Origin of the sequence: Ensifer soli (genome assembly GCF_041928815.1) — a bacterium.
Classification (GTDB): domain Bacteria; phylum Pseudomonadota; class Alphaproteobacteria; order Rhizobiales; family Rhizobiaceae; genus JBHFEI01.
This window is the reverse complement of sequence record NZ_JBHFEI010000007.1, coordinates 212,947-225,444: the sequence shown is the minus strand read 5'-3', so window position 1 is coordinate 225,444 and position 12,498 is coordinate 212,947. Positions and strand designations below refer to the sequence as shown.

The 12,498-nt window shown below is 68.0% G+C and carries 10 protein-coding genes; 5 read left to right on the top strand and 5 right to left on the bottom strand.

Translation table 11 applies throughout. From position 1 onward, the window contains the following. Positions 1–7 precede the first annotated feature (7 nt). The 5 genes from ACEVQ6_RS12925 to ACEVQ6_RS12905 form a co-directional block, all read right to left on the bottom strand. Positions 8–991, bottom strand: coding sequence for a TerC family protein (locus ACEVQ6_RS12925; RefSeq protein WP_374889407.1), 984 nt, complete (start codon positions 989–991; stop codon positions 8–10). 158 nt (positions 992–1,149) lie between these two features. Further along, a complete protein-coding gene (locus tag ACEVQ6_RS12920) occupies positions 1,150–2,511 on the bottom strand; it encodes a sigma-54-dependent transcriptional regulator (protein WP_374889406.1) in 1,362 nt (453 codons plus the stop codon). Beyond that, complete coding sequence (locus ACEVQ6_RS12915; RefSeq protein WP_374889405.1) at positions 2,508–4,373, bottom strand: sensor histidine kinase; 1,866 nt, start codon at positions 4,371–4,373, stop codon at positions 2,508–2,510. The genes ACEVQ6_RS12920 and ACEVQ6_RS12915 overlap by 4 nt, the downstream gene beginning before the upstream one ends. Positions 4,374–4,493: 120 nt before the next feature. Further along, a complete protein-coding gene (locus ACEVQ6_RS12910) occupies positions 4,494–4,760 on the bottom strand; it encodes a hypothetical protein (RefSeq protein ID WP_374889404.1) in 267 nt (88 codons plus the stop codon). 131 nt (positions 4,761–4,891) lie between these two features. Beyond that, positions 4,892–5,878, bottom strand: a complete 987-nt coding sequence (locus tag ACEVQ6_RS12905; RefSeq protein WP_374889403.1) for a sugar-binding transcriptional regulator — start codon at positions 5,876–5,878, stop codon at positions 4,892–4,894. Between the two features lie 172 nt (positions 5,879–6,050). Here ACEVQ6_RS12905 and ACEVQ6_RS12900 point away from each other — a divergent pair, with 172 nt between their 5' ends. The 5 genes from ACEVQ6_RS12900 to ACEVQ6_RS12880 all read left to right on the top strand — a co-directional run bounded on the left by ACEVQ6_RS12900 (position 6,051) and on the right by ACEVQ6_RS12880 (position 12,430). Beyond that, a complete protein-coding gene (locus tag ACEVQ6_RS12900) occupies positions 6,051–7,397 on the top strand; it encodes an iron-containing alcohol dehydrogenase (protein ID WP_374889402.1) in 1,347 nt (448 codons plus the stop codon). After that, the gene (locus ACEVQ6_RS12895; protein WP_374889401.1) at positions 7,397–8,221 is read left to right on the top strand and encodes an HAD-IIB family hydrolase; all 825 of its coding nucleotides are present in this window, start codon (positions 7,397–7,399) and stop codon (positions 8,219–8,221) included. Before ACEVQ6_RS12900 ends, ACEVQ6_RS12895 begins: the two co-directional genes overlap by 1 nt. Next, a complete protein-coding gene (glpD, locus tag ACEVQ6_RS12890) occupies positions 8,214–9,764 on the top strand; it encodes a glycerol-3-phosphate dehydrogenase (protein WP_374889400.1) in 1,551 nt (516 codons plus the stop codon). The genes ACEVQ6_RS12895 and glpD overlap by 8 nt, the downstream gene beginning before the upstream one ends. A gap of 87 nt (positions 9,765–9,851) precedes the next feature. Beyond that, positions 9,852–11,330 (top strand): xylulokinase, encoded by a 1,479-nt coding sequence (gene xylB / locus ACEVQ6_RS12885; protein ID WP_374889399.1) that lies wholly within the window; start codon positions 9,852–9,854, stop codon positions 11,328–11,330. 95 nt (positions 11,331–11,425) lie between these two features. Then, positions 11,426–12,430 carry a sugar ABC transporter substrate-binding protein gene (locus tag ACEVQ6_RS12880; protein WP_374889398.1) on the top strand — a complete coding sequence of 335 codons (1,005 nt, stop codon included), beginning with the start codon at positions 11,426–11,428 and terminating at the stop codon, positions 12,428–12,430. Positions 12,431–12,498: the final 68 nt, after the last annotated feature.

The following is a 12,498-nucleotide window of genomic DNA, read 5'->3' as shown; positions in this document are numbered from 1 at the left end:
CCTCAGGTCAGGCGATGCCGTCCTGCTTGCGCGTCTTGACGAGGCTCCAGGCGACGCCGCTGCCGATGATCGCGAAGGTGATGCCGAGCGAGACGGCGGCGGGGAATTTTTCGAGCCCCATCAGATCGGCGACGAAGACCTTCGAGCCGATGAAGACCAGCACGATGGCGAGCGCGGGCTTCAGGTAATGGAAGCGGTGGATCATCGCGGCAAGGGCGAAGTAGAGGGCGCGCAGGCCGAGAATGGCGAAGATGTTCGAGGTGTAGACGATGAAGGGGTCGGTGGTGATGGCGAAGATCGCCGGCACGGAATCGACCGCGAAGATGACGTCGGCGACCTCGATGACGATCAGTGCCATGAACAGCGGCGTGACGAACAGTTTCAGCTTGCCCGTCACCGGATGGGGCTGGCGGACGAAGAAGCGCTCGCCGTGATGGGTGTCGGTGACGTTCAGCCGGCGGCGCAGGAACCTGATCAGCGGATTGGCGGCAAGATCGGTCTCCTTCTCGGCGACGAACAGCATCTTCAGGCCGGTGAGGATGAGGAAGCCGGCGAAGAGATAGAGCACCCAGGAGAATTCGGTGACGAGCGCCGCGCCAAGGCCGATCATGATCGCGCGCAGCACGATGACGCCGAGAATGCCCCAGAACAGCACCCGGTGCTGGTAGAGGCGCGGCACGGCGAAGAAGGAGAAGATCAGCGCGATGACGAAGACATTGTCGAGCGCCAGCGTCTTCTCGACGACGAAGCCGGTCAGGTAGTTCATGCCGGAGTCGGGGCCGAGATACCACCAGACCCAGGCGCCGAAGGCCAGGCCGAGGGTGATGTAGAGCGCCGAGAGCTTCAGGCTGTCGGCGACCTCGATCTCGCGGTTCTCCTTGTGCAAGATGCCGAGATCGAAGGCGAGGATGGCGATGACGAGCGAAATGAAGGAAGCCCACATCCATACGGGCTTGCCGAGCCAGTCGGCAAAAAGGAAGGCGAAGTCCATCGTCCCTGGTCCCTGGGCCGGCAGTGCTGTCGGAAACGGTCCGACATCACACGGGCGCCGGCGGCTCGTGCCAGAGGGGCCCGGACCAACGGGTTGGAGGCGAAATGGGGCGGCCGGACGTCGGCTTCAAGCGGCGAGGCGATCACATGATCTTGAGGTCACGTGATCGTGGCGTGATCGTCCGGATCGGTGATCAGCTTCCGGTCGAGGCCGTATTTCTGCATCTTCTCGTAGAGCGTCTTGCGGGAGATGCCGAGGCTTTCGTAGACGGGGCGCAGGCTGCCGCCATGGGCGGCGATCGTACCGGCGATGATGCGTCGCTCATAGGCCGCGACGCGGTCGGCGAGCCGTGCCGTGCCGGTCTCGGCCGCCGGCACGGCGCCGTCGCCGATGTCGAGGCCGAGCACGTAGCGGTCGGCGGCGTTGCGCAACTCGCGCACATTGCCCGGCCAGTCGCGCTCGGCGATGCCGGCGAGCGTCTCCGGCGGCACGGCGACGTCGTCGCGGCCGTAGCGGGCGGCGGCCTCGCGCACGAGCTGGAGGAAGAGCAGCGGAATGTCGGCGCGGCGCTGGGAGAGCGCGGGCACGTGCAGCGTCGCGACGTTCAGCCGGTAGAAGAGGTCGGCGCGAAAACGGCCTGCGGCGACCTCGCCGGCAAGGTCGGCCTTGCTGGTGGCGATGAAGCGCACGTCGAGGGGCACCTGTTCGTTCGAGCCGAGCCGGGTGATCACCCTTTCCTGCGCCACGCGCAGGAATTTCGCCTGCAGGTCGAAGGGCATCGAGCCGATCTCGTCGAGCAGGATCGTGCCGCCGCGTCCGTGCTCGAACTTGCCGTAGCGCGGCCGCAGCGCGCCGGGAAAGGCGCCGGCCTCGTGGCCGAAGAGCTCGCTCTCGATCAGCGTTTCGGGGAGGGCGGCGCAGTTGATGGCGATCAGCGGCCGGCTCGACCGGGCGCTGATGTCGTGCAGCGCGCGGGCGACCACTTCCTTGCCGACGCCGGTGTCGCCGATGACGAGCGTATCGGCGTCGGTCGCGCCGATGGCGCGCAGCCGGTAGCGGAGATCCACCATCACCTGCGTGCGTCCGGGCAGGCGCGCCTCGATGTCGTCGCGCTTGCCGGCGACCGCGCGCAGTCTCCGGTTTTCGAGCACGAGGCTGCGCCGGTCCATGGCGCGCCGGACGATGCCGGCCAGGTGCTGGACGGAAAACGGCTTCTCGATGAAGTCGTAGACGCCCTCGCGCATCGCCTTGACCGCGAGCTGCACCTCGCCATGGCCGGTGACGAGGATGACCGGGATTTCCGCGTCGAGCTCGCGCACCCGCTGCAGAAGCGTCATGCCGTCCATGCCGGGCATGCGGATGTCGCTGACGACGACGCCGTCGAAACCGTAGCCGACCCGTTCCAGCACCGGCTCGGCCGCGGAAAAGGTCTCGACCGTCAGGTCGAAGAGTTCGAGCGCCTGCGCTGTCGAGCGGCGGAGCTCCTCCTCGTCATCGATCAGCAGGATGCGCCCGCTCATTCGGCCGCCGCCTTCGCCCCGCTTGCGGCATCGAGCGCGATGCGGAACAGGGCGCCGCCCTCCGCATGGGTCTCGACCGACAGGCTGCCGCCGAAATCCTTGACGATGTTGTAGGAGATCGACAGGCCGAGCCCGAGGCCGCGCCCGACGCCCTTGGTGGTGTAGAAAGGATCGAAGATGCGCTCGCGGATCGCCTGCGGCACGCCGGGCCCGTGGTCGCGCATGGTGATAAGCACGCGCTCGTCGCCGCATTCGGCACGCAGATGGATGCGCCGGTCGTCGAGGCCTTCCACCGCGTCGGCGGCGTTGGTCAGGATGTTGACCAGCACCTGCTGCAGGCGCACCGAGCCGGCGCGCACGACCGGCGGAACCGGGCCGAGATCGACGTCGAGCACCGCCTCCGCCGCCTTCAGCCGCGCGGCGACGATCTCCAGCGTGTCGGCGACCACCGCGTCGAGCGCCACCGGCCCGAGCTTCTCGTTCGGCTTGCGGGCGAAGTTGCGCAGGTGCCGGCTGATCGAGGCCATGCGGTCGATGAGGCCGGAAATGCGCCGGATGTTGTCCTCCGCCTCGCCGACCCGGCCGCGCTCGATCAGGAGCGCAGCGCTGTCGGCATAGGTCTTGGCGGCGGCGAGCGGCTGGTTGAACTCGTGCGACAGGGCCGCCGACATCTGGCCGAGGCCGGCGAGCTTGCCGGCCTGGATGAGGTCGCCCTGCGTCTTGCGCAGTTCCTGCTCGGTCAGGCGCCGCTCGGCGATTTCCTGTTCGATCTGCCGGTTGACGCGGGCAAGGTCGGCGGTGCGCTCCTCGACGCGCCGTTCCAGCTCACCTTGCGCCTCCGCCTGCAGCCGGAGCCGCTCGGCGAGCCGGGCGCGGCGCTGCAGCACGATGGCGAGCGTCAGGACGGCGAGGCAGATGAGCAGGACGACGGCCAGCAGCACGGTGCGCGCCTGGCCGTGCACCGAGGCCGTGTCGACGAGAACATTCACGGTCCAGTCGGCCTCGGGCATGTAGCGCGAGAGCACGAGATATTCACGGGTCGTGCCGCCGTCGGCGATCGTCATCAGGTCGTGCGCGCCGAGGCGGGTCCGCGTCACCGGCAGCTCCGTCAGCTTCGCCTCGGCGTAGCGGCGTGAGGCCTCGGTACGGGCGATGCGCTCCGGCGTCAGCGGCAGGATGCTGTCATAGAGCCAGTCCGGACTGCCGCTCATGAAGATGATCCCCTCGGGATCGGAGACGAAGATCCTGTATTCGCCGCCGCGCCAGGAGGCCTCGACCGATTCGATGTCGACCTTGAAGACGATGACGCCGGAAATGGCGCCGGCCTCGCCGATCGGGGCGGAAAAATAGTAGCCGCGCACCTGCGACGTCGTGCCGACGGCATAAAAGCGCGCCGGTCGTCCCCGGGCCGCATCCTGGAAGTAGGGCCGGTAGCTGAAATTCTGTCCGACGAAACTGCCCGGCCGGTCGTAATTGCTGGCGGCGATCGTCTCGCCGTCGGGCGTCAGGACGTAGATGTCGGAGGATTCGAGCAGGCCGTTGATCTCCTTCAGATAGGCGTTCGCCTCGGCCTTCAGCGCCGGGTCGCCGGGTGCCGCGACCAGGGCGCGGATACCCTCATGGTCAGCGATCAGCGCCGGCAGCGGCTCGTAGCGGCTCAGATGGCCGCTCAGCGCCGAGACGGCGAGCCGAAGCGTCGAGCCGGCCTGGAGCGAGGCCTCGTCCATAGCGCTGCGCGTCGCGAGCCGCCCGCCCTCGACGATCAGGAGGTAGGCGGCGATCGGCATCAGGCACAGAAAGGCGATCAAGCGACGTCGCGCGCGCACGGGCCGGGCTTCCTCCTTGCCGTCGATCTCGGTCATGGGGGAAGTCTAGTGCATCTTCCGGGACAAATGAAAGGCGCAGCCGCCCGATCCATGCCGAAAGCCCGGATGGCGGCCATCCGGGCTTTGCGGAACAGGGTGCCGGCATGGGGCCGCCGATCAGTAGCCGTAGCCGTACTGGAAGAAGACCTTGCCGCCGTGGCCGTTCCACCTGGAGTGGGAGTGGCTGTTGTAGCCGTAGCGCTTCTTGAACGTCTTGTATCCGTAGACCTTGTGGCCGTAGCCGTGATGCTTGTAGCCATAGCCATGGCCGTAGCTCTTGTGTCCGTAACCGTGGCCCCAGCCGTAACCGCCAGCCTGCGAGGGGGCGGCGAACGAGACGGCGGCGACGACGGCGACGACGGCGGACAGGATGATCTTGCGCATTTCGGTTTCTCCTTCGGGGTTCCGGAGGAGCCAATCTCGTCCGGTGATGGGACTTTCGCCCATTCTCCCCGCCGGCGCTGTTCCATGCGAAACACCTGCGGCAGCCATGCCGTCTTTTCCGCGCGCAGCCCTCAGGCCAGCTGCCGCGACACCTGCCGCGCCGTCTCCTGGTCGACGATCAGCACGGTGGCGAGCTTGGCCTTCAGCATGCCGAGGATCGCCTCCACCTTCTCCGGCCCGCCGCCGATGCAGATGCGGCGCGGCACGTTGACGAAATCCTCGAGCGGCATGACGATGTGGCGATCGTCGAAATCGGTACGGACGATCTCGCCTTCCGGGCTGAAGAAATAGCCGGAGACGAAGCCGATCGCCCCCTTGTCGAGATAGGTGTGCAGCAGTTCCTCGGTCATCACGCCGGAGGCCTCGAGCAGGGTCGGGCCGGCGAGCTGGGTGACGCCGAAGAGGTTGGTGGTGCACTGGCGAAGCAGGTTGAAATGCTGATCGATGATCGGCTCGCGCATCAGCAGCCGCTTCATCTCGGCATGGGAGACGACGCCCGGCGCATGCAGGTTGACGCAGCGCGCGTTGAGCCGCGCGGCGATGTTGGAGGTGCAGAGCTCCGGCGAGAAATCATAGGTCGCCATGGAGCTGCCGGTCACCTGCGCCACCGTCACGCCCGGCTTGTTCGCCGGCGCCAGCGCCTTCGACAGCGCCATCACCGTGCGCCCCCAGGCGACGCCGATCACCTCGTCGTCCTCGATCTTCTGTTCGAGGATGCGCGCGCCGACCCGGCCGATCCGGTCGTAGAGCGGCTGGCCGGACCCTTGCGCGGGCAGGACGTAGCACTCCATCAGCCCGCCCTTTTCCTTGATCTCGACGGACAGGTCCGCCCGCTCGAGCCGGGTCGGATCGATGGTGATGGTGACGATGCCCTCGTCGCGCGCCTTTTGCAGCAGGTTGAAGACGGAGGCGCGGGAGATGCCGAGCCGCGCGGCGATCTCGTCCTGCTTCAGCCCTTCCTCGTAATAGAGCCAGGCGGCCCACAGCGCCTGGTCGGCGCCGAACTGCATGGGCGGCGGCGGCCGGCGCCGCTTCTCGGGTGCCTCGTCGGATTGCATGTCTGTCTCCCCTCGGGTCGAGACTCTTGGCAGTTTTTTTCCTGTGCGTCCAGCCGCTTGCCCCCTGCTGCACCGCGGCAGAAATGGCAATTGCCATCGACAAATAAAAAAAGCCATTGACAATTTGCAAGCCTTGGTGAAAATTTCCATCAACAGGTTTCGGGAGGACAAGATGACCATTGCCGCAGGCGGCGTCCGCGCGCCCTTGAACGGTCGCGACTGGAACGCGCTGATCAGCGACGTCAGCGCCGGCCGCTGGATCGATCCGGACACCGGCAAGGCGGCCGAGGTGCCGTTCAAGACCATCCTGATCGAGGACAGCCTCCAGGGCGCCGAAGACGAACTCGTCGCCAGGGTATTGCCGGCGAAGAGTTATGCCGTCGTCGCCGACGAGGACACCTATGCCGTCTATGGCGAGGCGGTGGCGAGGGCGATCGGGCCCAAGGCCGAGGTCGTGGTGCTGAAGCATCCGCATGCCGACGAGGCAGAGGTGCGCGCGCTTCGCGAAAGAACCCGCCATGTCGAGGCGCTGGTCGCCGTCGGCTCGGGCACGATCAACGACCTGTGCAAATACACGACCGCCGGTGACGGCCGCGCCTATTGCGTCTTCGGCACCGCGCCGTCGATGAACGGCTATACCTCGACCACCGCCTCGATCACGCTGGATTCCGGCCTGAAGACCACCCAGCCGGCCCATGCCGCCAAGGGCGTGTTCCTCGACATCGCCGTCTCGGCCAATGCGCCGCAATACCTGATCGCCGCCGGTTTCGGCGACAGCCTCTGCCGGCCGACCGCCCAGGTCGACTGGTATTTTTCCCACCGGCTGCTCGGCACCCGCTACGCCACCTCCCCGTATGTTCTCCAGGCCGAGGACGAGGCGGAAATGCTGAAGCGCTCCGCCGGGCTCGGCGCCCGCGAGCACGAGGCGATCGGCTTCCTGCACCGCATCCTGACGCTCGGCGGCCTCGGCATCAGCGTCACGGGGCTCAGCCACCCCGGCTCGATGGGCGAGCACAATATCTCGCACTGGATGGACAGTTTTGCCGGCGACCGCCATCCCGGCACCGTGCACGGCCAGCAGGTCGGCATCGCCTCGGTGACGATGGCGCGGCTGCAGGAGATCATCCTGTCGAGCCCGAACGCGCCGCAGGTGCGCCCTACAAAATTCGACGAGGCGGCGATCCGTGCCCGCTATCCGGCGGCGGCCGTCGAGGACTGCCTGCGTGCCGCACGCGCCAAGGCGATGGATTCGGCCGCGGCCGCCCGCTTCAACGCGACGCTGGAAAAGCTCTGGCCGGAATTGCGCGCCGAGCTTCTCGCCGTCGCCATCCCGTCCGCGACGCTCGCCGCGCATTTGCGCGCCGCCGGCGGCGGCGCGACGGCCGCGGAGATCGGCATCGACCGCGACCTCTACCGCGATGCGGTGCGCTATTCGAAGGAGATGCGCGACCGCTATTCCATGCTCGACCTCGCCGCCGACATGGGCATCCTCGAAGACTTCATCGCGGAGGAATGCTGATGCGTCCGCTCGCCGATCTCTCCGACGCCGTTCTGGCCGATGTCGTCGCCGTCTTCACCGATATCGACGATACGTTGACCAGCGAGGGACAGCTGCCGGCCGCATCTTACGCCGCGCTGGAACAGCTGGCCGGGGCCGGGCTTGCCATCGTGCCGATCACCGGAAGGCCCGCCGGCTGGTGCGACATGATCGCCCGCTTCTGGCCGGTCGCCGGCATCGTTGGCGAGAACGGCGCCTTCTACTTCTCCTATGACCGCACGGCGCGAAAGATGCGCCAGCGCTTCTTCGCGAGCGATGCGGAGCGCAGGGAGAACCGACGCAAGCTCGATGCGCTGCGGGAAAAGATTTTGGCCGAGGTGCCGGGGACGGGGATCGCCTCCGACCAGCTCTATCGCGAAGCGGACCTCGCGATCGATGTCTGCGAGGATGTCGATCCCCTGCCCGCCGCCGAGGTCGACCGGGTGCTGGCGCTGTTCAAGGCTGCCGGCGCGGTGGCGAAACTCTCCTCCATCCACGTCAACGGCTGGTTCGGCGATTACGACAAGCTGTCGATGAGCCGGGTCTTTGCCGCCGACATTCTCGGTATCGATCTCGACCGGAAAAAACAGCGCATCGTCTTCGTCGGCGACAGCCCGAATGACGGGCCGATGTTCTCCTTCTTCCCGAATTCCTGCGGCGTCGCCAATGTCGTCGATTTCAAGGATTCGGGCAGCGCCCTGCCCGCTTTCGTCGCACCCAGCCGTGGCGGCGAGGGTTTTGTCGAGATCGCGGAACGGATTCTCGGCGCTCGCGCCGTGCCACAGCGGGAGCGCGCCCATGGCTGAGGCGAGCGCCAACCCCGTCTATGACGTCGCCATCATCGGCGGCGGCATCAATGGCTGCGGCATTGCCCGCGATGCGGCGGGGCGCGGTCTCTCCGTCTATCTCTGCGAAAAAGGCGATCTCGGCGGCGCGACCTCCTCCTCCTCGACCAAGCTTCTGCACGGGGGCCTGCGCTATCTCGAGCATTACGAATTCCGCCTGGTGCGCGAGGCGTTGCAGGAGCGCGAGACGCTCTGGGGCATCGCGCCGCATTTCGTCCGGCCGCTGCGCTTCGTCCTGCCGCACACGCCCGGCATGCGGCCGAAATGGCTGCTGCGCCTCGGCCTGTTCCTCTACGACCACATCGGCGGCCGCAAGCGCCTGCCGGGCACGGCGACCGTCCACTTCGACAGGAGCCCGATCGGCGAAGGACTGCGTGAAAGCCTGAAGGTCGGCTACGAATATTCCGACTGCTGGGTCGAGGACAATCGCCTGACCGTGATGAACGCCCGCTCCGCCGCCGAACTCGGTGCGGTGATCGAGCCGCACACGCGCTGCGTCTCCGCCGATCGCGGCGCGGACGGCTGGCGGCTGACGGTCGCCCGCGAGGAAGACGGGGCGCGAAAAACCGTCAACGCCCGCATCCTCGTCAATGCCGCCGGCCCCTGGGCGAACGGCATCGTCGATCTGGCGGCGAAGCGCCCGGCGCGGGGGAAGGTGCGGCTGGTGCAGGGCTCGCACATCGTCGTGAAAAAACTTTACACGCATGACCGGTGCTTCATCTTCCAGAACGGCGACGGCCGCATCGTCTTCACCATTCCCTATGAGGACGATTTCACTCTGATCGGCACCACCGACCGCGACTTCTCCGGCGATCCGGCAGGGGTAAGAGCGACCGAGGAGGAGATCGTCTATCTCTGCACGGCGGCAAGCGGCTATTTCCGCAAACCCGTCGACCGCGCCGATGTCGTCTGGAGCTATTCCGGCGTGCGCCCGCTCTACAGCGGCGACAGCGACGGCGGAGCGGCGCAGAAGGCGACGCGCGACTATGTGCTGGAGACGGACGAGGAAAACGGCATCGCCGTCGTCTCGATCTTCGGCGGCAAGATCACCACGTACCGGCGCCTGGCGGAATCGGTGCTGGAGACGCTTATTCCCCATCTGCCCCCGGCGAAGGCCGGCCATGCGCGCCTTCGCGCCGGCTGGACGGGACGCGCGGCGCTTCCGGGCGGCGGCTTTGCCATCGATGCCTTCAGCGACAGGGTCGAGGCGTTGCGGCGCACCTATCCGTTCCTGTCGCCGCGCGATGCGCTGCGGCTCACCCGCTATTACGGCACCGACGCGGCCCGCGTGCTCGGCAATGCCCGCAGCGCCGCCGATCTCGGCAAGGCGTTCGGCGCCGGGCTGACGGAAGCGGAGGTCGACTATCTGGTGCGGCACGAATGGGCGCGGACGGCTGAGGACATTCTCTTCCGCCGCAGCAAGCTCGGCCTGCGGCTGACGGCGGGCGAGATCGCGGCGCTCGACCGCCATCTGCAGGACAGGAGGCTGCCGCTGGCGGGGTGAGGAGACCCGGCCGGCAGCAGGAGACGACACGCGGAGAGGACTGGGGAAGGCCGGGCGCCCGAAAGGCCGGCACGGGAGGAGGAACCCATGTATCTCGGCATCGACCTCGGCACGTCCGGGGTGAAGTCGGTCCTGATGGACGAGGCTCAAGGCATCGTCGGCGAGCATGCGTCGCGGCCGCTGGAGGTCTCGCGCCCGCAGCGCGGCTGGTCGGAACAGCATCCGGACCTCTGGTGGGACGCCGTCTGCGAAAGCCTCGACGGGCTTGCCGCCGCGCATCCGAAGGCGATGTCGGCGGTCGCGGGCATCGGCCTCTCCGGCCAGATGTATGGCGCGACCCTCATCGACGAGGCCGACCGGCCGCTGCGTCCCGGCATCCTCTGGAACGACACGCGCACCGAGCGGCAATGCGCCGAACTGGCCGAAAAAGTGCCTGATATCGCCCGCATCGCCGGCCGCAGGCCGACACCCGGCGTCACCGCGTCGAAGCTCGCCTGGGTCGCCGAGGCCGAGCCGGAGATCTTCGCCCGCACCCGCCACGTGCTGCTGCCGAAGGATTATGTCCGCCTGCAGCTCTCCGGCGACAAGGCCTCCGACATGGCCGATTCCTCCGGCACGATGTGGATGGACGTCGCAGGGCGCGACTGGTCGGAGACGCTGCTCGCGGCGACCGGCATGCGCCGCGAACAGATGCCGAGGCTCCACGAGGGCACCGAGGCGACGGGCACGTTGCGCAGGACGCTCGCCGCGCGCTGGGGGATGACCGGTAAGCCGGTGATCGCGGCCGGCGGCGGCGACAATGCCTGCGGCGCCTGCGGCACCGGCGTGATCCGCGACGGCGAGGGCACCGTCTCACTCGGAACCTCGGGCGTGCTCTTCGTCGCCATGGACGAGGCGCGGCCGAGCGACACCCATGCGATCGAGACGCTCTGCCATTCCGTGCCCGGCGTCTGGCACCAGATGTCGGTGCTGCTCTCGGCCACGGCCTGCGTCAACTGGCTGGCGAAACTTTTGAAGCGGCCGGCCGCCGAACTGGTCGGCGCGCTCGGCACCGAGCTCGAGGCCCCCTGCCCGGTCCTGTTCCTGCCCTATCTCGACGGCTCCTGGTCGCCGCTGAGCGATGCGGAGATCCGCGGTGCCTTCGTCGGGCTCTCGCACGGCACCGACGACGCGGTGCTGACGCGCGCCGTGCTGCAGGGCATCGCCTTCGCCTTCCGGGAATGCGCCGATGCCTTCCGCTCGACCGGCACCTCGATCGACGGACTGCTCGCCATCGGCGGCGGCTCGCGCTCCGATCTCTGGCTGTCGATGATCGCCACCTGCCTCGGCGTCGAGCTGAAGGTGCCGGCGGCGAGCGAACTGGGTGCCGCCTTCGGCGCCGCCCGCCTCGGCATGATCGCCGCCACGGGTGCCGCGCCTCAGGACGTGCTGCGCCGGCCGGTGATCAGCCGGGCGATCGCCCCGGTCGAAAGCCTTCGGCCCGCCTATGGCGAGACCTATCGCGAATGGGCGGCGCTGGTCGCGCCCGTGCGCCGCGCCTCGGCCGAACTCGGCCGGGCCGGATGAGGAGATACCGCCCGCCCTCGTGGCGGGTGGCGTGACATTGCCGGCGCGGAGCCCCGCGTCCGGTCATCGAGTGGTCAAACCTTTGGGAGGAGCCTATGACCGAATTCCAGTTCAACCTGTCGCGTCGCGCACTGATGGGCGGCACCGCCGCCCTGTTCGCGGCGCAGTATTTCAGCGCCAGCGGCGCACGCGCGGAGGCGGGCAGCCGCAACTTCGCCGCGGCGCTGGGCTGGACGACCTATGACTCGGGTCGCCACCTGCAGGACGGTTTCGCCGCCGCCGTCGCCGAACTCGGCGGCAACCTGACGACGACGGATGCCGGCTTCGACGCGAAAGTCCAGTCCGACCAGATCGACTCGCTGATCGCCTCCAAGCCCGACGCGCTGTTCATCACGCCGGCCGATGCCGTCGCGATCGCACCCGCCGTGCAGCGGGCGATCACCGCCGGCATCCCTGTCTTCTGCGCCGACAGCGCCGTTCCGGGCGTCGCCGTCAACACGACCGCCATGTCGAACAATTTCGGCATGGGCTCCTATTCCTGCGAATACATCGCCAAGGCCTTGAACGGCAAGGGCCGCATCGCCCGCGTGCTCCTGCCGCAGAACGAGAGCTGGGACCAGCGCACGCTCGGCATGGAATGGACGCTGCGCCGCTATCCCGACATCAAGATCGTCGCCGACTGGGCCTTCGCGCTCGCCGGCAACGTCACCCCGCGCCAGGCCGTCGACAACATCCTGACGGCCAACGCCGATATCGACGCGATCTGGTGCGCCTGGGACGGCGCGGCCGTCGAGGGCACGCTCGCCGCGCGCGCCGCCGACCGGCCGAACCTGATCATCACCGGCATCGACGGCGGCTCGCAGGCCTTCAGCTACATCGCCGGCCCGTCGCAGCTGAAACTCTCCATGGCCCAGAGCTTCTACGAGATGGCCTATCTCGCCGTGCTCTACGCCCACCAGCATCTGGCCGGCGGCAAGACGCCGCGCCTCGTCATCACGCCGACCTACGCCGTGACCGAAACCATGCTGAAGGACGGCCTGCCGGACGACTTCGACGTGCCGGGCCGCGCCGCCGAACTCGGCTGGACCCGCGCCGTCTGACACGGACGCGAAACGAAGGCGCGGCCCTTTCGAGGGGCCGCGCCGTTTGCCGGTAAGCAAAACGGAGG

Bases quoted from the DNA above. Each gene is read 5' to 3' on its own strand.
- ACEVQ6_RS12925 (WP_374889407.1), bottom strand. From the start codon at position 991: ATGGACTTCGCCTTCCTTTTTGCCGACTGGCTCGGCAAGCCCGTATGG.
- ACEVQ6_RS12900 (WP_374889402.1), top strand. From the start codon at position 6,051: ATGACCATTGCCGCAGGCGGCGTCCGCGCGCCCTTGAACGGTCGCGAC.
- ACEVQ6_RS12880 (WP_374889398.1), top strand. From the start codon at position 11,426: ATGACCGAATTCCAGTTCAACCTGTCGCGTCGCGCACTGATGGGCGGC.
- xylB (WP_374889399.1), top strand. From the start codon at position 9,852: ATGTATCTCGGCATCGACCTCGGCACGTCCGGGGTGAAGTCGGTCCTG.
- ACEVQ6_RS12895 (WP_374889401.1), top strand. From the start codon at position 7,397: ATGCGTCCGCTCGCCGATCTCTCCGACGCCGTTCTGGCCGATGTCGTC.
- ACEVQ6_RS12910 (WP_374889404.1), bottom strand. From the start codon at position 4,760: ATGCGCAAGATCATCCTGTCCGCCGTCGTCGCCGTCGTCGCCGCCGTC.
- ACEVQ6_RS12920 (WP_374889406.1), bottom strand. From the start codon at position 2,511: ATGAGCGGGCGCATCCTGCTGATCGATGACGAGGAGGAGCTCCGCCGC.
- ACEVQ6_RS12905 (WP_374889403.1), bottom strand. From the start codon at position 5,878: ATGCAATCCGACGAGGCACCCGAGAAGCGGCGCCGGCCGCCGCCGCCC.
- ACEVQ6_RS12915 (WP_374889405.1), bottom strand. From the start codon at position 4,373: ATGACCGAGATCGACGGCAAGGAGGAAGCCCGGCCCGTGCGCGCGCGA.
- glpD (WP_374889400.1), top strand. From the start codon at position 8,214: ATGGCTGAGGCGAGCGCCAACCCCGTCTATGACGTCGCCATCATCGGC.